This is a genomic window from Streptomyces sp. NPDC014727, from assembly GCF_043083485.1.
In the GTDB taxonomy this organism is placed as follows: Bacteria; Actinomycetota; Actinomycetes; order Streptomycetales; family Streptomycetaceae; genus Streptomyces.
This window is the reverse complement of record NZ_JBIBYR010000004.1, coordinates 24,268-43,022: the sequence shown is the minus strand read 5'-3', so window position 1 is coordinate 43,022 and position 18,755 is coordinate 24,268. Positions and strand designations below refer to the sequence as shown.

The following is an 18,755-nucleotide window of genomic DNA, read 5'->3' as shown; positions in this document are numbered from 1 at the left end:
CTGCGGGGGAGCCCTTGCGACGAAGGCCCCCGACGGGGGACGACCGGGCCCGTGCCCGCCCCGGCGCCCGCTGTTGGAGTGGTGCCGGACGGGCCGTTGGCGTGGTGTGCGGCACGGGGCGGACGGGGTGCCTAGGGTCGACGGCTGACGGACCGCTGCCGGTGTGGACCGGGTTGAATCGCCCGACGCCCGGTGACGGCCCCTCCTCAACGGCGTTCCTCTGCCATCGCCTCGCATTGCGGTGGCAGGGGACGCCGACCGTCGCCGCCGGCGTCCGGTCGCGGGGCCGGGCCGCGGCCGTCGGTCCCTCACGGTTCCCGAGCGCGCCTGTCGGATGGCGAAGGGGGAGTGTGACGGGAGTCCTCACCGCGTCCGCCGGAGGGAGCTGCGCAGCCCGTTCTCCTCGGTGACCCTGGCCCGGAGCTGCCGTATCAACGTGGAGTCCCCGGCGGCGTCGCCGTCCTTCTTGGGGGAGCGGCACCGCGGGCACTCGCACGGTGGCCAGCGCAGCGGGTTGAACTCGGGCAACTCCGGTGCACGCTCCGGCTCTTGTTCCGGCTCCCGTTCCTGTTCGCTCATGCCGGCCCTCGCTCCGAACAGGCCGTCGTGTTCCGGTGGCGCCGCAGCAGCACCCGGCAGTCCGTCGCCTTGCTGTAGTCGTGCTGATCGTTGGCGAGGGCTTCGGCCAGGCGGAGTTTCTGACACCTGCGACAAGGCTCCTGCCCGGTCGGGGAACCGGTCTCTGCGGACACGGGTCACTCCTCTCCGTAGTCATTCCACTACTCAGGCGGCTCAGCGTGGCCTAGAGTTTGAGGCGCTTCAACTTGTGGGGCATGAACGGAAAGTCGGTGACAGCCTTTGAATCGCAAGGACTTGGACCCCGAGAGCAGTCCTGAGGCCGCCTTCGGTGCACGCATCCGCAGCTTGCGAGAGGAACACGGCTGGAAGCAGGAGGAGTTAGCCGATCGGATGGGCTACTCCGGCACCCATATCTCCGCCGTCGAAACTGGTCGCAAGATGCCGACTCTTCGGTTCTCGCGCAATGCGGACCAGGTTTTCGGCACCGGGGAAACAGCAGACACGTTCGAACGACAGTATCGCGAGATCCGGCACGGCTCACTGCTGGAGGGCTTCCCGCAGTACGTGGGACACGAGGGGCGCGCGGTAGAGATCCGGCTGTACGAAATCGGCATCATCCCTGGGCTGTTGCAGACACCGGAGTACGCCCGAGTCCTGGCGGACAGCGCCGTGCGGCGAGGAGCGATCGTCCCCGAACAGGCAGCCGAACGGGTCTCGTTCCTGGCGGAACGGCAGGCGGCTCTGGTGCGCCCGCGCCCGCCCACGATGCTGGTCGTGATGGACGAGAGCTGTATTCGCAGGCGGGTCGGCGGGGGTGAGGTCATGGCCGCCCAGCTCGACCGGCTGCTGGAGTTCGCCGAGCTGCCGAACACCGTCCTCCAGATCGCCCCGTACGACGTGGGCGAGCGCCGTCCGTTCGATCTCCCGATGAACCTGCTGACACTGTCGGACCTGTCCGTGATCGCATACGCGGAATCCCAGATGCGGGGACATCTGGAACGCGATACGACCTCCGTGCTTCCCCTGTTGGCGGCCTACCATCAGCTACAGGCCGAAGCGCTGTCGCAGGCGGCATCGGTGGCCATGATCAACGAGGCACGAAAGGGCACCCCGTGACGACCACGACCGAGTCCCCCCGCTGGTTCAAGTCTTCGTACAGCAACAACGGCGGCAACTGCGTGGAGGTCGCCGCCAACCTCGTCGCGCCGCGCGGCGTGGTCCCGGTCCGCGACTCCAAGAACCTCGGCGGCCCGGTTCTGAACGTTCCCGCCGCCTCGTTCGCCTCCTTCGTGGCGGGTGTCAAGGCCGGAGAGTTCGGCGCCGTCTGACCGCTCCGCCCAGCGCATGCGCTCCCGAAGTCCCCATCGTGCACGGCATGGTGGGGCTTCTCGCTGTCGGCGTCGCGCATCCGGGGGGTAACCCCACCGCCTTCCGTCATGCCTCCCGGATGGGCTGAGGGCTTTCGCCCAACAAGGCTTGTGGTATGAGGACTTACGGAAAATCCGCTGCCTTCGTCGCCCTGTCCGTCACCGTCGCCGCCACCGCTCTCACCGGGGTTGTGACCGCACCTGCCCACGCCGGTACCGCGTCCGCACCCGCACTCGACTGGCGGCCCTGCGCCGAGTCCGGCGGCCCCGCCGCGCAGGAGTGCGCCGAGCTGCCCGTACCGCTCGACTACCGGGCCCCGGACGGCCCGCAGCTCACCCTCGCCGTGACCCGGCTGCGCAGCGACCGCCCCTCGGCCCGGCGCGGCACGCTGCTGGTGATCCCCGGTGGCCCCGGCTCGTCCGGGGTGCAGCGGGTGGCGCAGAAGGGTGAGCAGCTGCGACGGGAGACGGCGGGGCAGTACGACATCGTGAGCCTCGACCCGCGCGGGGTCGGCGGCAGCCCGAAGGCGAGCTGCGGGCTGGCCCCGGAGGACCGGGAGATGGTGAACCTGCGGTCCTGGCCCGCCGCCGACGGTTCGATCACCGAGAACGTGGAGCGGTCGCGACGGGTCGCGCAAGCGTGTGCCCGCAACGGGGGAGCGCTGCTGCGGAGCTTGACCTCGGCCAACGAGGTGCGGGACATCGACCGCTTCCGGCAGGCGCTGGGCGAGGAGAAGCTGTCGGCCTGGGGGTCCTCGTACGGCACCTATGTGGGCGCCGTGTACGCCCAGAAGTACCCGCAGCACACGGACCGTTGGGTGCTGGACAGCAACGGCGACCCCGACCCGTCACGGGTGGCCAAGGGCTGGCTGGCGAACATGGCGGTGGGGGCGGCCGACCGCTTCCCCGACTTCGCGCGCTGGGCCTCGGACCCGGCCAGGGAAGCGGAGGGGCTGCGACTGGCTCAGCGGGCCGAGGACGTGCAGCCGCTGGTGCTGGACCTGGCGGCGCGGCTGGACCGTGAACCGAGGGAGTCCACCACGCCGGGCGTCCCGCTGACCGGCAAAGGGCTGCGCCAGGCGATCCAGCTGTCCCTGTACAACGACGACGCCTTTGCCCAGCTGGCGGGGCTCGTCCAGGCGGCACGGGACGCCTCGGTGAAGCCGGTCCTGCCCGACGCGCTGAGCGGGCCGCTGCCGGACGCGGAAGCGGCTGTCGTCGTCGGCGTGATGTGCAACGACGTGCGCTGGCAGGGCACGGTCTCCTCGTACGCGCGCGCCGTCGCCGCCGACCGTGTGAAGCACCCGCTGACCGCCGGGATGGCGGTGAACATCATGCCGTGCACCTTCTGGAAGGACGCCCCCGCCGAGCAGCCGACCAGGATCACGGACCAGGGACCGTCCAACGTCCTGATGATCCAGGGCCTGCGCGACCCGGCGACCCCGTATTCCGGCGCCCTGAAGATGCGCGAGGCCTTCGGCGACCGCGCCCGCCTGGTCGCGGTCGACCACGGTGGACACGGCATGTACCTGGGCAACGGGAACGCCTGCGGCGATCGCGCGGTCACCACGTTCCTGACGACGGGGGTACGGCCGGAGCGGGACGCGTACTGCGCGGACTGAGCGGGAGGAGCGGGCCCAAGGGGCTGAACGCGCCTGGGCGGCGCGGTGAGCGGTCCGGGTCGGGCGGGACGGCCCCGGCCCGCTGCCCGTGGCCCGTTCTCCCAGCCCGGTTATCCCCCGGCGGGCTCCCGCAGGGCCGTCGTGACCAGCCCCCGGATCTCCTCGCGGGGCACGCCCCCACCGCCGACCAACCGGTCGAAGACCAGTCCGTCCACGCATGCCAGCAGGGTGAGGGTGCGGCCCTCGACGTCGGCGACACCGTGTGCGGCCAGGAACTCCCGCACACGGTCCCGTGCCGCGTTCTCACGCGGCACGAGGATCTCGCGCAGCTCCGGATGGCGCACGCTCTCGACGGCGCAGGCGTGGCGCGCGATCGTCCGCCGCCGTCCCTCCCCCGTCAGCCGCCGCTCGACGAACGCGGCGAGGCCGTCCGTCAGTTCGTCCGCGTCCCGTGGCACCGGTGCGTCCTCCCCGGCCGTACGGAGCTCCGCCTGGTCGATGGCGACGAGCCGGCGGACGAGCGCGGTGAGCAGCGCCTGGCGGGTGCGGAAGTACGCCGAGGTCGTCCCGGGCGGCAGGCCCGCCGCCCGGTCCACGGCCCGGTGGGTCAGGCCCCGCATCCCGGAATCGGCCAGCACGCCGATGGCCGCGTCGGCGAGGACGGTTCGTCGATCTGTGGTCACCACCCCTTTCTACACCTGTAGACAGTGGGCGATATTCTCTTTCTACATCTGTAGAAAGCCGTGGCGCGGCGGACGAGGGGACCTGACATGGGCAAGAGCGCGGTGGTCGTCGGCGGCGGAATCGGCGGTCTCTCGGCCGCGATCGGACTGCGTCTCATCGGCTGGGAGGTGACGGTCGTCGAACGGTCCCGGGTCCTCGACGACGCGGGCGCGGGCATCTCCCTGCACGCGAACGGCATCCGGGCCCTGGACGTGCTCGGCGTGGGCGAGGCGGTACGCGCGGCCGCGCGGCCCCAGTACACCGGGGGCACCCGCACCCCGGACGGCCGCCGGCTCGCGGGGATGGACGGGGCCGCACTGGAGCGCGAGCTGGGAACCCCGATCGTCGGGATCCCCCGCGCCACACTCCACCGCCTGTTGCGCGAGGCACTGCCGCCCGCGTCCCTGGTCGTCGGAGCCGAGGTGAGGAGCGTCGAGGGGACCGGGCCCGAACGGGTGCGGGCGCGCTTCGGCGAGACCGCCCTCGACGCGGATCTGGTCGTGGCCGCCGACGGCGTGTCCAGCCGGCTGCGCGGTCTGCTCTTTCCCGGCCACCCCGGCACCGTCCACAGCGGGGCGACTGTCCTGCGCGCCATCACCGAGTGCCCCATCGATCTGCGGAGCGACTTCGAACTGACCTGGGGCCGGGGCGCCGAGTTCGGCCACATCGCCTTCGCCGACGGCCGGGCCGAGTGGCACGCGGTGCTCAACGCGCCCGCCGGTGTGCGCCACCCGGATCCCCTCGCCGAGGTGCGCCGTCGGTTCGGTGACTGGCACGCTCCCGTCCCCGCCCTGCTGGAGGCGACAAGGCCCGACGCCGTCCTGCATCACGACGTGAACGAACTGGTGACCCCGCTGCCCTCCTACACCGCCGGCCGCGTCGTGCTCCTGGGCGACGCCGCCCATGCCATGACGCCCCATCTCGGCCAGGGGGCCTGCCAGGCGCTGGAGGACGCGGTGACGCTGGCTGCCGCACTGTCGGCCGAGGACACCGTCGGGGCCGCACTGCTGCGCTACGACGCCGAGCGCCGGCCCCGCAGCCAGTCGGTCGCCCGCGCCGCGCGCCGGGCCGGACGGATGGGCCAGCAGCTGAGCCATCCGGTCGCGGTCGCCGTGCGCAACACCGCGCTCCGGCTGGCGCCGTCCGGCGCGACGGTCCGCACGATCCTGCGCCATGCCGCGTGGACACCTCCGGAGCTGGTCCGCCGGGGCGCGTGACCCCGCCCGACGCCGGTCTCCGCCGCCGGTCTCCGGGGACGGTCCGCGCGGTTCGAGAGCCGCGCGTGCGCATGGAGCGGGAGCGATGCCGGGTGTCGGCCGGTCGGTCGCTCAGTCGGTGCCCGGCGTCGCGTGTCCCCTGTACTCGGCCTGGGCCAGCAGGGAGACGACCTCCTCGTCGGAGGTCTGCGAGAAGTCGCGGTACCACTCGCCGACGGCGTAGAACAGGTGCGGCGTCGACAGGCACACCACTTCGTCCGCGGACTCCCGCAGCCGGGCGACCGCGTCGGGCGGCGCCACAGGTACGGCCGCCACCAGGCGCGCCGGACGCTGGGCCCGTACGACCCGGCAGGCCGCCGCGGCCGTCGCGCCGGTCGCGACGCCGTCGTCCACGACGATCACGGTCCGGCCTTCGAGCGGAGTCCGCGGCCGGCCCGCGCGGTACGTCTGCGCCCGTCGCACGAGCTCCGCCGTCTCGACCCGTTCGATCGCCGCGAGGTCCTGCTTTCCGAGCCGGACATGTCCGACGACGTCCTCGTTGATGACCCGTACCCCGCCCTCGCCGATGGCGCCGAACGCCACCTCCTCGTGGTGCGGCACACCGAGCTTGCGGACCACGATCACATCGAGTTGGGCGCCGAGCAGCTGTGCCACCTGGAACGCCACCGGGACGCCGCCGCGGGGCAGACCCAGCACGACGGGGTCCTCTCGCTCCAGATGCCGCAGCGCCTCGGCCAGTTGCGCTCCCGCGTCCACGCGGTCGGCGAACAGCACGACGGTTTCACCCCCAACCGGGGAAGACGGGCCGCATGCGTACACGCCCCACCTGCTCCCCACTTCGAAACAACCCCATGTGCGGTGGCGGCGCAACTCGGGCAGGGTCGACCGTATGGAAGGAATCGGAGCGGTCCTGATCGACATCGACGGTGTGCTCACGGTGTCCTGGAAGCCCCTGCCCGGCACCGTGGCGGCCATGGAACGGCTGCGCGAGGCGGGCATCCCGCTGGCGCTGGTCACCAACACCACCTCCCGCACCCGCGCCTCGATCGCCGAGAAGCTGGTGGGCGAGGGCTTCCCCGTCTCCGCCGACGACATTCTCACCGCCCCCGCCGTCACCGCCGCTCACCTGCGGGAGCACCATCCCGGGGCCCGCTGCCTGCTGATCAACACCGGTGACATCCGGGACGACCTGACGGGTGTGGCACTCGTGGACGGGGACGAGGAGGACGCCGTTGGCGGCGAGGCCCCGGACGTGGTGATCCTCGGCGGGGCCGGGGACGATTTCACCTACGCGGCACTCAACCGCGCCTTCCGCCATGTGCAGCGCGGTGCCCGGCTCGTCGCCATGCACCGGAACATGTACTGGCGCACGGCCGCCGGGCTCGACCTCGACACCGGGGCCTTCCTCCTGGGGCTGGAGCAGGCCGCCCGCGTCGAGGCGGAGATCACCGGCAAACCCGCCGGGTCGTTCTTCGCCACGGCCCTGGCCCACCTCGGCGCCACCGCGCCCCACGCCCTGATGGTCGGCGACGACATCGAGTCCGACGTCCTGGCGGCCCAGCGCGCCGGGCTCACCGGTGTACTCGTCAGGACCGGCAAGTACCTCCCCGAGACGCACCGGGCGGCCGACGGTACCCCGGACCATGTGATCGACTCCTTCGCCGATCTCCCGGCCCTGCTGGAACGCCTGGGGACGTGAATGCGCGCTCCGTACGATCTGAGAGTGTTCCGGACCGGTCAGGACACCGGTGAGGTCCTGGGTGCCTCGCCCTCGGTCGTGTGGACGTCGATCACGGAGAACGCCGCGCCCTGCGGGTCCGTCAGCGCGGCGAAACGGCCGAACGGGATGGTCATCGGGCCGAAGCGCAGGACCGCGCCGCGCTCGGTCGCCCTCGCCACGGCGGCGTCGCAGTCCGCGACGGTGAAGTACACGTTCATGTGCGGTGGTACCTCGGGCGGGAATTCGTCGCCCATCCTCATCCGCCCCATGACCGTCTTGTCGCCCAGGTTGAACATCCTGAAGTCGATCTGCTCGTCCGCGATCTTCACCATGCTGTACGGGAAGACGGCGGAGAAGAAGGCATCGGACTTCTCCGGCTCCCGGGTGAACACCTCGGCCCAGCAGAACGCACCGGGCACGCTCTGGGCCTCGAAGCCCTCATGCGTACCCGCCTGCCACACGCCGAAGACGACACCGCTCGGGTCGCGGGCCAGCAGCATCGTGCCGAACTCGCCGACCTGCATGGGGTCCATCAGCGTCTCGCCGCCGTTCTCGCGGATCTTCGCGGCGGTGGCCGCGGCGTCCGGTGAGGCGAGGTACAGGCACCAGGCCGACGGGCCCTCCTGGCCGGGCATCGGAGGTACGACGGCGGCGACCGCCTTGCCGTCGGCGTACGCCTGCGTGTAGTCGCCGAACTCGGACGAGGACTCGCCGAACGTCCAGCCCAGCACATCACTGTAGAAGCGCTTCGCGCCGTCGAGGTCGGGGAACATCGCGTCGGCCCAGCACGGCGTGCCCTCCGGTTGTACAGCCATGACGTCGACTCCTTTGCGCTCGGCGGGTTGCCCGGTGTTTTCACGCTAGCCAGCCGACCGCCCGCACGCGCGCCGGAGCGGGGTCGCCGAACTGTTGCCGTACTCCGTACGCCGTGCGGCGTTGCGAACGGTGTGCGGTCGCCGTACAGTGTGCGGAGCGCGCGGCGCACGAAATGTTCGCGGTCACGGGAGGAACGCCATGTCGGAGAAGTCGACGAAGTCGAATCGCACGCCGGGTACGGCCCAGGGGAGCCGGGTCTTCGACACCGCGCGTTTCCAGGCCCGGCTCGACGAGCTCATCGCCACCCACCATGTCCCCGGGGCCTCGCTCGCCGTACTGGTCGACGGGGAGATCCACGAGCTGGCGAGCGGCATCCTGCACACGGGGACCGGCGTCGGGACGACCACGGACTCGGTGTTCCAGATCGGCTCGGTCAGCAAGGGCTACACCGCCGCGCTCGTCGTGATGCTGGCGGACAGCGGCAGGCTGGACCTGGACGCACCGGTCGTGGACGTGCTCCCGGACTTCGCCGTCGCCGACGCCCGCGCCACCGCGACGATCACCCCGCGACAGCTGCTCAACCACACCAGCGGCATCGAGGGCGACCACGTCAGCGACACCGGCCGGGGCGACGACTGCCTGGCGCGCTATGTCGAGGGAGCCGGGAGCGTCGGCCTCACCAACCCGCCCGGCGCGACGATGTCGTACTCCAGCACCGCGTACAACGTCCTCGGCCGGATCGTCGAGGTGATCACCGGTCTGACCTGGGACGAGGCGCTGAAGGAGATGATCTGCGCCCCGCTCGGACTGGAGCACACCGTGACGCTGCCCGAGGAGGTGCTCCGCTTCCGCGCCGCGATGGGGCACATGGGCGAGCCGGGCGAGGACCCCGTCCCCACCCCGCTGTGGAACATGCTGCCCCGCTCGGCGGGTCCGTACGGCGGGATCTGCGCCACGGCGGCCGACGTGGCACGGTTCGCCCGCCTCTTCGTCGACGGCGGCCGGGCGCCCGACGGCACCCGGGTGATGTCGGCCGAGGCCGTCGAAGCGATGTTGACGCGGGAGGTCGAGCTGCCCGACCAGTGGTTCCTCGGCGCCCATTGGGGCCTGGGCTGGGGCCTGTTCGAGTGGGACGGCGTCCGAGGCTTCGGCCACGACGGCAGCACGTTCGGACAGCTCGCGTATCTGCGGGCCGTCCCGGAGGCGGGCCTCGCCATCGCCCTGCTGACCAACGGCGGGGCCGCCGCACCCAAGGTCCACGAGGCGCTCTGCCGTGAGCTGACCGCCGAGTTCGCCGGGGTGGCCATGCCGGAGTTCGGCCCCGCGGAGGACGAACCGGAGGTGGACACACGGCCGTTCACCGGCAGCTACCGGCGTGAGGGGTTCCTCATGACCGTCACCGACCGGCCCGTGGGCGAGGGAGTGCTCCAGGTGAAGTACGAAGGCGCCGACGGCCTCAAGGGCACCTTCGAGCCGCTTTTCTGGAATCTGACCCCGGTGTCGGACTCACCGGCGAAGACGGTCTTCGCCGCCCGTCGCGGCGAGGCGGACGGCTGGATACCCGTGGTGTTCTACGCCCTGCCCGACGGCTCCCGGTATGTGCACTTCGGAGTGCGGGCCACGGCCAAGTCCGGATGCTGACCCGGGCCAACGCCCTCAAAGACCGACCGGCAAATGGGGGGTGGGATAAGGGGCGGGGCCGGGTGCGTGCAGCTGCAAGGCGGAGGAGGGAGGCAACGCGGAGCGTTGGTGACCGACGACAACGCCGCAGGGGGTCCCCCCTGGCCCTTGAGGCCTTGGGGGAGTGCGTGCCCGGCCCCGCGACGCCGCCCTCCATTTGCCGGTCGGTCTAAGATCCACTCCTGTTGGTGAGCGGGAGCCGGCCTGCGGCGCAACGAAGTCTTCGAGGAAACGAATCACACCATGTCCGAACAGGTCGCCGCGGAATTACGGCGTGCAATCGCCGTACACAGCCGCCGTGTCGTGGACTCCTCGGCCTTCGCCGGCACCGTGTTCTGCGTCATCGTGGCCAATGCGGCCCTGCTGGGGATCGAGACGTACAGCGGCGTCGTGCAGGAGTGGCACGGTGCGCTCAAGGCGACGGAGCATGTCTTTCTCGCCGCGTTCACCGCCGAGATCCTGCTGCGGGCCGCAGCCCACGCCGACCGTCCCAGGGACTTCTTCCGCGACCCCTGGAACGTGTTCGACGTGCTCGTCGTCGCCCTGGCCTTCCTGCCGTTCGCCCGCGAGAACGCCACGGTGCTCCGACTGCTGCGGCTGGCCCGGGTGCTGCGTGCGGCACGATTTCTGCCCCAGCTGCGCATCGTGATCGTGGCGGTCGGCAAGAGCCTGCCCGGCACGCTGAGCTTTCTGCTCGTCGGCGCGCTCCTGCTCTATGTGTACGCCATGGTCGGCTGGGTCTTCTTCTCCGACGACAACCCCGAGCACTTCGGCTCGCTCGGCCGCGCGGCGCTCACGCTCTTCCTCCTCATCACCCTCGACGGCCTCGGGGACGCGGTCCGCGCCGCGCTGGAGATCTCGCGCTGGACGATCGTCTACTTCGCCTCTTTCGTCCTGCTCGGTTCCTTCCTGCTCGTCAACCTCCTCATCGGCGTCGTCATCAACTCCCTTGAGGAGGCCCGGGAGTTGGAGAAGGAGCGGGAACTGGAGGAGAGCGAGGTGCCTTCCGGACGCCGGTTGCGCGCCGATGACGGCACCGAGTCCCTGCGGGCGCAGCTCGATGCCGCCCGCCGGGCCCTGGACGGCATCGAGGCCGGCCTCGCGCCATCTCGGCAACCGTGCGGCTGCCGGGGCGCGTCCGAGGGGGAACTCGTGGGGGCCGGGGAGCCCGTCGCGTAAGGGCCTGGTGCACGACAGAGGAAGAAGTCGAACCACGCGGCGGACGACAGCGCCGCGACGGCCCCGGCCCAGGGTTCCCGACGGCCGAGACGGCCACCGCCACGACGACCAGGATCCCCCTCAGCGCCCGTCGCCCGGCTGCGGCGGGTCCACTCGCACCAGGCCCGACTGGTAGGCCATGGCGACCAGTTGGGCCCGGTGCCGGGCCCCCAGCTTGCTCATCGCCCGCCCGACATGGGTGCGTACGGTCAGCGGGCTGACATGCATCCGCTCGGCGATCTCGTCGTTCGACAGCCCCTCGGCGGCCTGCGCCATGACCTCGCGCTCGCGGGCGGTCAGGACGTCCAGTGCCCCGGGCACGGCGGTGCCGCCCTCCGGGCGGGCGAGATAGCGGGTGATGAGGGCCCGGGTCGCGGTCGGCGACAGGAGCGTGTCGCCCGAGGCCACCGTGCGGATCGCGTCCAGGAGTTCCTCGGGGCCGACGTCCTTGCCGAGGAAGCCGCTGGCTCCCGCGCGCAGGGCCCGCGCCACGTACTCGTCGATCTCGAACGTGGTGAGGATGAGGATGCGGGTCTCTCGCAGCGCCTCGTCGCGGCAGATCTCCTCGGTCGCCGCCAGCCCGTCGAGGCCCGGCATGCGGATGTCCATCACGACCACGTCCGGCGCGGTGGCACGGGCCAGCTCCACCGCCTCCCGGCCGTCCGCCGCGACGCCGACGACCTCCATGTCGTCGTTCGAGTCGATCAGCAGCCGGAAGGTTCCGGCCAGCAGCGCCTGGTCATCGGCCAGCAGTACCCGGATGGTCACCGCGCCGTCCTCTCGTCGTCCTGGTGGGGTTCGGGTTCCGCCGCCTCCAGGGGAAGCTCCGTGGTCACTTCGAAACCGCCGCTCGCCCGGTGCCCGGCGGCCAGCCGGCCGCCGACGGACAGGGCCCGTTCCCGCATGCCGATGAGGCCGTACCCGGGCGCGCCCGCCGTCTGCGGTTCGTGTCCGTCGTCGGTGATGGTGAGGGTGAGCAGACGGCGCGTGTAGCGGAGCCGCACCGAGGCCGTCGCGGAGCCCGCGTGCTTGGTGACGTTGGTCAGCGCTTCCTGCACGATCCGGTACGCGGTCAGGTCCGTGCCCGACGACAGCGCCCGCTTCTCACCCTCCACCGACACCGAGACGGCGAGGCCCGTCCGCTCGAACGAGGCGATCAGCTCCGGGAGCTGGGCCAGCCCGGGGGACGGTTCCAGAGGCGTCTCCGGATCGCCCTCGCGGCGCAGCAGCCCCACGGTCGCCTTGAGTTCGCGCAGTGCGCAGGAGGTGGTTCCGGCGAGCTGGTCCATCATGTCCTGCGCCTGCTCGGGCCGGCTGCGCAGCAGGTACGCGGCGGTGGCCGCCTGTGCGTGGGCGAGGGCGATGTGATGCGCGACGATGTCGTGGAGCTCGCGGGCGATCCGGGTCCGTTCCTCGCTCACCCGGCGGCGTGCCTCCTCCTCGCGGGTCCGTTCCGCCAGTTCCGCCCGTGCCTCCACGGCGGCGACATGGTCGCGCCGGGTCCGTACCGACTCGCCGACGGCGCCCGCCAGCAGGACGCACGAGAGGGTGCCGATCTGGTCGGGCCGCAGCAGTGCGCCCTTGCCCCAGCCGACGGAGACGACGACGAGGGCGACGGCCACCCCGGCCGTGTACACCGCGGTCGTGCGCAGGTCCGTACGCAGGGCCAGGAGATAGAGGGCGACCAAGGCGGCGCCGGCGACGCTCGGGCCGGGGTCGAACCCGATGCGGCCGCCCATGACGCCCAGGACGCCACCGCACATCGTCGTCACCACCACCACCGTGCGCGGGAATCGGCGCTGCCCCAGCAGCAGAACGGCGGAGGGCACGACGGCGGCCAGGGAGAAGGCGAGCGTCGGGGCGCGGACGATCCGGGCGGCGGTCAGGGTGCTGGAGAAGACCGCGAAGACCCACAGCACCACGGCCACCGCCACGTCGACGGCCCAGGGGTGGCGTCGGGCCCATTGCCACCAGTCGGTGAACACGCAGTCTCTCTTCCTCTTCCGCGGGGTCTGTCCGGCCATCCATGGTCGTCGACTCGGCCGGCCACCCGTGCAGGGAGGCCGAAGGCCCGTCCGTCCTGCGCACGACGGACGGGCCTGGGGCCGCCCCACGTCACTCCACGCGATTCATACGCGTACGGGATCGGGGGCGGGTTCCGCCGTCGGCGCGGGCGCCCCGGGCCCGCCGTGATTCAGCTTCTCGCCCTCGACGTCCACCTGGGGCAGGACCCTCCCCAGCCACCGGGGCAGCCACCACGCCCGGTCGCCGAGCAGGGCGAGCACCGCCGGGACGACCGTCATCCGGACGACGAACGCGTCGAAGAAGACGGCCGTGGCGAGACCGACGCCCATCATCTTGATCATCGACTCGCTCATCCCGATGAACCCGGCGAACACCGCGATCATGATGACGGCCGCGGCTCCCACGACCCGGGCACTGTGCCGGAACCCGGTGACGATCGCCTCGCCGGGCCGCTCCCCGTGGACGTACGCCTCCCGCATCCGGGTCACGAGGAAGACCTCGTAGTCCATCGCCAGACCGAAGACCACCCCGATCAGGAAGATCGGCATCATGCTCATCACGGGTCCGGTCTGCTCGACGCCGAGGGCGTCGGCGAGCCAGCCCCACTGGAAGACCGCGACGATCGTGCCGAAGGCCGCCGTCACGGACAGCAGGAAGCCGAGGGCCGCCTTGAGCGGGACCAGCAGCGAGCGGAAGACGACCGCCAGGAGCAGGAAGGCCAGACCGACGACGAGCGCCAGGTAGGGGACCAGCGCGTCGGTGACCTTCTGCGACACGTCGATGTTCACCGCGGTCGCACCGGTGACGAGCATCGTCGCACCGGTCTCGGACCGCAGGTCACGGGCCTCGTCGCGGATGGTGTGGACGAGGTCCGTGGTGGCCGCGGAGCTCGGTCCGGTGGCGGGCACGGCGGTGAGCACCGCGGTGTCACCGGCCTTGTTGAAGGCGGGGGGCGTCGCGGCGACGACGCCGTCGGTGGCGCTGAGCTGCTTGGCGGCGCGCGCCGCGGCGGCCTTCGGGTCGTCCGAGCCCTTGGCGTCGACGACCACGGTGAGCGGTCCGTTGAAGCCGGGACCGAAGCCGTGGGCCAGGGCGTCGTAGGCGCGGCGCTGGGTGGTCGAGGTGGACTTCGACTCGTCGCCCGGCATGCCGAGCTGGAGGTCGAGCGCCGGTACCGAGATCAGGCCGAGGCCGAGGACGCTGAGCGCCAGGACCGCGAGCGGCCGACGGATCACGAAGCGGGCCCAGCGGGTGCCCATGTTGGGCCGGCCGTCCTCGGCGTGCTGCCTGCCCCGTGCCTTGCGCTGGGCGCGCGGCAGGACGGCCTTCTGGAAGAAGCCGAGCAGCGCGGGCAGCAGGGTCATCGCGACCAGGACGGCGATCACGACGGTGCTCGCCGCGGCGAGGCCCATCTTCGTCAGCACGGGAATGCCGACCACGGACAGGCCCGCCAGGGCGATGACGACGGTGAGACCGGCGAAGACGACGGCGGAGCCCGCCGTTCCCACGGCCCGTGCCGCGGCCTCCTCGGCGCGGTGGGCCTCCGCTCGTTCCGTCCGATAGCGCGAGACGATGAACAGGGCGTAGTCGATGCCGACCGCGAGCCCCAGCATCAGGGCGAGCGTGGTCGTGGTCGTGGACATCCCGAGGGCGACGATCGAGGCCACGCCCACGCCGATGCCGACGAGCGCGGTGAGCAGCGGGAGGCCCGCGGCGGCGAGCGATCCGAAGGTGATGAGCAGGACGACCGCGGCGGCGGCGACACCGATGAGTTCGGTCGTGCCGCCGAGCTCTCCCTCCGGCACCAGGGCCGAACCGCCGAGCTCCACGGTCAGGCCCGCGTCCCGCCCGTTCTCGGCGGCGTCCTCCAGCGCCTTGGTGGTGGCGTCGGTGAGGTCGGTGCTCTGTACGTCGTACGAGACGGTGGAGTACGCGGTCGTGCCGTCCTTGCTGACGGCCCCGGCCAGGTGGAACGGGTCGAGCGCGCCCTTGACCTGCGAGCCGGCCGCCACGTCCGCGACGATCCTCTCGACGGCGGCCTTGTTCGGGCCCGCGGTGATCTTCTGGCCCTTGGGTGCGACGAAGACGATACGGGCGTCGGCGGCGTTGGAGTTGCCGCCGGGGAAGCGCTGGTCCAGCAGGTCGAACGCCTTCTGCGACTCCGTGCCGGGCATCGAGAACCCGTCCTCGGGGGCGGTCGGCGCCTTGGCCGCCGCGAACGCGCAGGCGGCCAGGACCACCACCCAGAGCAGGGCGACGAGCCGGCGTCTCCGGAAGGAGAAGCGGCCCAGCCGGTAAAGGAAGGTGGCCACGAAGAGGCGCTCCAGTCTGTCTGGGTCGGGCAACGGGTCGGCGGCGCGAATGCCGCGCTCCGGCCGCGCCGGGGCACGGCGGGGCCGGAGGATTGCCTCGATCCTTCGTGAACAGGGGCGTCATCGTCGTCGTCCGCCTGCATGGAGTCGCACGTACTACCGCTGCCGTACGCGGGCCCTCTGCCGTACCCCTGGAACAGGACGGCGGGGGCGCGTCGCGGGAGCTGCGCGACGTGCGACGGGGTGCGAAGTTCCGTTCGCGTGGCGGGAGATGGAGCCGGTGCGCCCCCCTACCTTCCGTACTTCGTTTGAGCGCGGGGCCGTCCGAAGTCCTGCGTCCAGTAGTTGCCGGGCTGCGCGAGGCCCAGACCGATTTCCTTGAACGAGCAGTCGAGGATGTTGCGCCGGTGGCCGGGGCTGCTCATCCAGCCGGCCATGACGCTCTCCGGGGTGGTGTAGCCGTGGGCGACGTTCTCGCCGTACGCGCTCCGCTCGTATCCGGCGTCCGCGATCCGGTCGCTCGGGGCGGAGCCGTCGGAGCCGGTGTGGGACATGTTCTGGTGGGAAGCCATGTCCGCGCTGTGCTCCCGGGCGGACTTCGTGAGTTTCGTGTTCGTCGTCAAAGACGGGCAACCAACCGCGTGGCGAACGCTGTTCATCAGTGTCAGCAGGCGGGCGGTCTCCTTCTCATGTGCGCCGAAGACGGTCGTGGTGGCGGCGAAGGGCACGTCTGCGGCTTCCGCTGTCCCCGCGACTCCCGTGGTCCCCACGGCTCCCACGGTTCCGAAAGCGATGACAGCAACGGCCATCCATCGGCGGGACGTCTTACCGCGGTGCTTCCTCATGTGTGTGACCTCAATGTGTGTGACCTCACTCGGTATGCGAAACCCGACAGTCGGTGTTCCCTGGGAACGGCTGCAGGAGTGTGCTGCGGGAAGCGCCGGACCCGTCGACGCCCCCGCGTACCCCGCCTCCGGACCCCTTCCCGCCTCCGGCGGTCCCGCACTTGAGAACGAGTCCGACCGGATCGAGTGGATCCCGTTGACGCACGCACGCGGGATGATCGACCGCCCAGGCCCCCGCCCCGCAGACTATTTCTCCCGAGGAAGCCGAGCCGTTCGTCCACACCCGTCGCGCGACAACGTGACACCGGTGGAGCAATGCGCCACGCTCCTGAAGCGGAAGGGGTGCCCATGTCTTCCTGGGCGAGCCCAGCGTCCAGGTGCGGGGGAACGGCGGGGAGAGCGGGGCTCGTGAGCTTCAGGGACCTCTGGGGTCTCTCGTTCGAATCAGGCCGGGCTTGACCGGATCGGGCCGGGCTTGACCGAGGCGAAGGGCCTTAACGCACCGTCCCGGCCCCTCCGGCGTCGCGGCTGCGGCGGGTCGCGGCGGCGACGGTGGCCATCAGCTCCGCGTCCAGGACGGACGGATCGGCCAGCCGGGTCGGGGCGGCGTAGGAGTTGAGCAGCGCCTTCGTGACGCGCAGGGCGGCCTCCGGGCGGCGCACGATGGGCTTGGCCCACGCGGTGACCGCCGCGTCGAGGGAGTCCTCGGGCACGATGCGCTGGAGGACGGACAGTTCGTACGCCTCCGCGGCGTCGAAGGCACGTCCGGTCAGGATGAGTTCGCGCGCGCGGGCGGCGCCGACCTCATGAATCAGACGGGGCAGCACGCCGCCCCACGCGGTGGGCAGCCCGAGCGCCAGCTCCGGCAGCCGGAATCCGGCGGTGTCCGCGCCGACGCGCAGATCGCAGGCGAGTGCCAGCGCGAGTCCCGCGCCGATCGCCTTGCCCTGGATCCTGGCGATGGTGACGGCCTGGCTGGTGGAGATGGCCTCACAGACGCGGCGGGCCTTGTCGCCCGCGATCCGGATGCCCCGCCCGGTGGGGTCGTCGTCGAGCCAGTCGGCGAACTCGCCGCGGTCACCGCCCAGGCAGAAGTCGTCGCCGGCACCGCTGAGCACCAGCACCCGGACATCGGGGTCCGGGACGGCCAGGACCGCCAGCAGATCGTCCAGCATCGCCTCGGTGACAGCGTTGCCGGTGGCGGGGCAGTTCAGCTCCACCCGCAGGACGGGGCCCTCGCGTTCGGTGCGCACCGTGCCCGGTCGCCGGTAGGGGGAGAGGTAGTCGGGCAGGGAGAGCTTCATATCGCCACGCTCATCGAGGTCACGCGCCTGAAGACCAGGCGGGACGCGTAACTGGCCGGTGTGACGGTGCGCAGGGTGGGGAAACGTTTCAGGAGCTGGGTGAGGAGCGTACGGGCCTCCAGGCGGGCGAGGGCCGCGCCCAGGCAGTAGTGCACTCCGCCGCCGAAGGTGAGGTGGGTGCCGGTGCGCGAGATGTCGAAGGCGTCCGGGTTCTCATTGCGCCGCGGGTCGTGGTTGGCGGCCCCGTACATGACGTGGACCATGCTGTCCTTCGCGATCGGCACACCCGCCAGGACCGTGTCGTCGGCCGCGATCCGGGTGTTGATCCCGATGGGCGGGTCGTACCGGAGGACCTCGTCGACTGCGGCGTCGATGTAACCCGGGTTCTCCGCGAGCCACGCCCACCGGCCGGGCTCCCTCTGCAGGAGATCCACCATGGTCGACAGCAGTGTCGCGGTGGTCTCCAGCGAGGCGATGGTGACGAACATGGTGAGACGGTAAAGGATCTCGTCCGCCGCCTCGCGGTCGGGCTCCTTCGCGTCCCAGGTGTGGATCCAGCCGGTCAGGACATCGTTGCCGGGGTTCGCGCGGCGCTGCTTCACGAGTTCGGTGAAGTACGCGCGTAGATGCAGGGTCGCCTCGGCGGACACGGCGAGCTGGCTCTTGGTGGGCAGCAGCTCCTGGGCGTGCACCTGGTTGTGGGTGATCTCCAGGATGTGGGCGTAGTCCTCGGGCGGGATCCCCAGCCAGGAGCCGATGGTGCTGATCGGAAGCTGTTCGCTGACCGTACCGACGAAGTCGGCCTCGCCCCGGCGCAGTTTGCCGGCCAGATCGTCGAGGAGACGGGTGACGTGCTCCTCGACCTGCGGGGTCAGCCGCTCGATGGTCGAACGGTCGAAGAGGTTGCCGAGGCTGCGGCGCTGGCAGGTGTGCTCGGGCGCGTTGAGGCGGGAGAGCGTCTTGGTCATCTCCTGGGTGGCGACCGCTTCCCAGCGCTCGGTGTCCTCCTGGCGCTCCTGCCAGGCGAAGTCCGGTGCCAGCCAGTTGCGACCGCGGAGCACTTCGCTGCACGCGTCGAACCCGGTGACGAAGTACGCGTCCCAGGGAGCCCGCACGACGTCTCCCATGGCTCTCATCTCACCCAGGAGACCGTAGGGATCGGCCTGCCCTTCCGGCGATTTGAGACGTCGTAGAAGGGAGATGAGGGCACGGCGGTCGACGGCGGGCCGGTCTGTGCCACATATAGCGCTCACGCAGAGTTCCTTGCCCTGGGCTCATGGTTACGGCCAGAACTTACCCCTCCGCATATGTCCGCCAAGCGTCGATC

At 71.3% G+C, this 18,755-nt stretch carries 17 protein-coding genes and 1 pseudogene; 7 read left to right on the top strand and 11 right to left on the bottom strand.

Going from position 1 to position 18,755, the window contains the following annotated elements; genetic code table 11:
- Positions 1–363 precede the first annotated feature (363 nt).
- The gene (locus tag ACF1B9_RS08575; protein ID WP_391741459.1) at positions 364–579 is read right to left on the bottom strand and encodes a hypothetical protein; all 216 of its coding nucleotides are present in this window, start codon (positions 577–579) and stop codon (positions 364–366) included.
- Positions 576–752, bottom strand: a complete 177-nt coding sequence (locus ACF1B9_RS08570; protein ID WP_391741461.1) for a hypothetical protein — start codon at positions 750–752, stop codon at positions 576–578. Before ACF1B9_RS08570 ends, ACF1B9_RS08575 begins: the two co-directional genes overlap by 4 nt.
- A gap of 106 nt (positions 753–858) precedes the next feature.
- Here ACF1B9_RS08570 and ACF1B9_RS08565 point away from each other — a divergent pair, with 106 nt between their 5' ends.
- From ACF1B9_RS08565 to ACF1B9_RS08555, 3 genes are all read left to right on the top strand, one after another.
- Positions 859–1,695: a helix-turn-helix domain-containing protein gene (locus tag ACF1B9_RS08565; protein ID WP_391741462.1), complete on the top strand. Its 837-nt coding sequence runs from the start codon at positions 859–861 to the stop codon at positions 1,693–1,695.
- Positions 1,692–1,907: a DUF397 domain-containing protein gene (locus tag ACF1B9_RS08560; RefSeq protein WP_391741463.1), complete on the top strand. Its 216-nt coding sequence runs from the start codon at positions 1,692–1,694 to the stop codon at positions 1,905–1,907. Before ACF1B9_RS08565 ends, ACF1B9_RS08560 begins: the two co-directional genes overlap by 4 nt.
- Before the next feature lie 155 nt (positions 1,908–2,062).
- The gene (locus tag ACF1B9_RS08555; RefSeq protein WP_391741464.1) at positions 2,063–3,568 is read left to right on the top strand and encodes an alpha/beta hydrolase; all 1,506 of its coding nucleotides are present in this window, start codon (positions 2,063–2,065) and stop codon (positions 3,566–3,568) included.
- Between the two features lie 110 nt (positions 3,569–3,678).
- Here ACF1B9_RS08555 and ACF1B9_RS08550 read toward each other — a convergent pair whose 3' ends face one another.
- Positions 3,679–4,251 (bottom strand): TetR/AcrR family transcriptional regulator, encoded by a 573-nt coding sequence (locus tag ACF1B9_RS08550; RefSeq protein ID WP_391741465.1) that lies wholly within the window; start codon positions 4,249–4,251, stop codon positions 3,679–3,681.
- An 87-nt stretch (positions 4,252–4,338) separates the two neighbouring features.
- On the opposite strand from ACF1B9_RS08550, the gene ACF1B9_RS08545 reads away from it, so the two are divergent.
- Positions 4,339–5,508: an FAD-dependent monooxygenase gene (locus tag ACF1B9_RS08545; RefSeq protein ID WP_391741467.1), complete on the top strand. Its 1,170-nt coding sequence runs from the start codon at positions 4,339–4,341 to the stop codon at positions 5,506–5,508.
- A 147-nt stretch (positions 5,509–5,655) separates the two neighbouring features.
- On the opposite strand, the pseudogene ACF1B9_RS08540 reads toward ACF1B9_RS08545, so the two are convergent.
- Positions 5,656–6,282: pseudogene (locus ACF1B9_RS08540) on the bottom strand (phosphoribosyltransferase); the annotation flags it as partial.
- A gap of 115 nt (positions 6,283–6,397) precedes the next feature.
- On the opposite strand from ACF1B9_RS08540, the gene ACF1B9_RS08535 reads away from it, so the two are divergent.
- Positions 6,398–7,207, top strand: coding sequence for an HAD-IIA family hydrolase (locus ACF1B9_RS08535; protein WP_391741469.1), 810 nt, complete (start codon positions 6,398–6,400; stop codon positions 7,205–7,207).
- Positions 7,208–7,245: 38 nt separating this feature from the next.
- Here ACF1B9_RS08535 and ACF1B9_RS08530 read toward each other — a convergent pair whose 3' ends face one another.
- Complete coding sequence (locus tag ACF1B9_RS08530) at positions 7,246–8,043, bottom strand: VOC family protein (protein ID WP_391741470.1); 798 nt, start codon at positions 8,041–8,043, stop codon at positions 7,246–7,248.
- Between the two features lie 199 nt (positions 8,044–8,242).
- Here ACF1B9_RS08530 and ACF1B9_RS08525 point away from each other — a divergent pair, with 199 nt between their 5' ends.
- Both ACF1B9_RS08525 and ACF1B9_RS08520 read left to right on the top strand, forming a co-directional pair.
- Positions 8,243–9,685 carry a serine hydrolase domain-containing protein gene (locus ACF1B9_RS08525; protein ID WP_391741472.1) on the top strand — a complete coding sequence of 481 codons (1,443 nt, stop codon included), beginning with the start codon at positions 8,243–8,245 and terminating at the stop codon, positions 9,683–9,685.
- A gap of 282 nt (positions 9,686–9,967) precedes the next feature.
- Positions 9,968–10,903 (top strand): ion transporter, encoded by a 936-nt coding sequence (locus ACF1B9_RS08520; protein WP_391741474.1) that lies wholly within the window; start codon positions 9,968–9,970, stop codon positions 10,901–10,903.
- Positions 10,904–11,023: 120 nt separating this feature from the next.
- Here the strand turns inward: ACF1B9_RS08520 and ACF1B9_RS08515 are convergent, their stop codons facing one another.
- From ACF1B9_RS08515 to ACF1B9_RS08490, 6 genes are all read right to left on the bottom strand, one after another.
- Entirely contained in the window at positions 11,024–11,710 is a 687-nt protein-coding gene (locus ACF1B9_RS08515; protein WP_391741475.1) for a response regulator, read from the bottom strand.
- Positions 11,707–12,927, bottom strand: coding sequence for a sensor histidine kinase (locus ACF1B9_RS08510; protein WP_391741476.1), 1,221 nt, complete (start codon positions 12,925–12,927; stop codon positions 11,707–11,709). Before ACF1B9_RS08510 ends, ACF1B9_RS08515 begins: the two co-directional genes overlap by 4 nt.
- Before the next feature lie 144 nt (positions 12,928–13,071).
- Entirely contained in the window at positions 13,072–15,279 is a 2,208-nt protein-coding gene (locus ACF1B9_RS08505; RefSeq protein WP_391741477.1) for an MMPL family transporter, read from the bottom strand.
- Between the two features lie 290 nt (positions 15,280–15,569).
- The gene (locus ACF1B9_RS08500; protein ID WP_391741478.1) at positions 15,570–16,049 is read right to left on the bottom strand and encodes a CAP domain-containing protein; all 480 of its coding nucleotides are present in this window, start codon (positions 16,047–16,049) and stop codon (positions 15,570–15,572) included.
- 569 nt (positions 16,050–16,618) lie between these two features.
- Positions 16,619–17,428, bottom strand: a complete 810-nt coding sequence (locus ACF1B9_RS08495; protein ID WP_391741479.1) for an enoyl-CoA hydratase/isomerase family protein — start codon at positions 17,426–17,428, stop codon at positions 16,619–16,621.
- Entirely contained in the window at positions 17,425–18,555 is a 1,131-nt protein-coding gene (locus ACF1B9_RS08490) for a cytochrome P450 (RefSeq protein ID WP_391741480.1), read from the bottom strand. Before ACF1B9_RS08490 ends, ACF1B9_RS08495 begins: the two co-directional genes overlap by 4 nt.
- Between the last annotated feature and the right edge of the window lie 200 nt (positions 18,556–18,755).

Bases quoted from the DNA above. Each gene is read 5' to 3' on its own strand.
- ACF1B9_RS08575 (WP_391741459.1), bottom strand. From the start codon at position 579: ATGAGCGAACAGGAACGGGAGCCGGAACAAGAGCCGGAGCGTGCACCG.
- ACF1B9_RS08555 (WP_391741464.1), top strand. From the start codon at position 2,063: ATGAGGACTTACGGAAAATCCGCTGCCTTCGTCGCCCTGTCCGTCACC.
- ACF1B9_RS08545 (WP_391741467.1), top strand. From the start codon at position 4,339: ATGGGCAAGAGCGCGGTGGTCGTCGGCGGCGGAATCGGCGGTCTCTCG.
- ACF1B9_RS08535 (WP_391741469.1), top strand. From the start codon at position 6,398: ATGGAAGGAATCGGAGCGGTCCTGATCGACATCGACGGTGTGCTCACG.
- ACF1B9_RS08530 (WP_391741470.1), bottom strand. From the start codon at position 8,043: ATGGCTGTACAACCGGAGGGCACGCCGTGCTGGGCCGACGCGATGTTC.
- ACF1B9_RS08525 (WP_391741472.1), top strand. From the start codon at position 8,243: ATGTCGGAGAAGTCGACGAAGTCGAATCGCACGCCGGGTACGGCCCAG.
- ACF1B9_RS08520 (WP_391741474.1), top strand. From the start codon at position 9,968: ATGTCCGAACAGGTCGCCGCGGAATTACGGCGTGCAATCGCCGTACAC.
- ACF1B9_RS08495 (WP_391741479.1), bottom strand. From the start codon at position 17,428: ATGAAGCTCTCCCTGCCCGACTACCTCTCCCCCTACCGGCGACCGGGC.
- ACF1B9_RS08490 (WP_391741480.1), bottom strand. From the start codon at position 18,555: ATGGGAGACGTCGTGCGGGCTCCCTGGGACGCGTACTTCGTCACCGGG.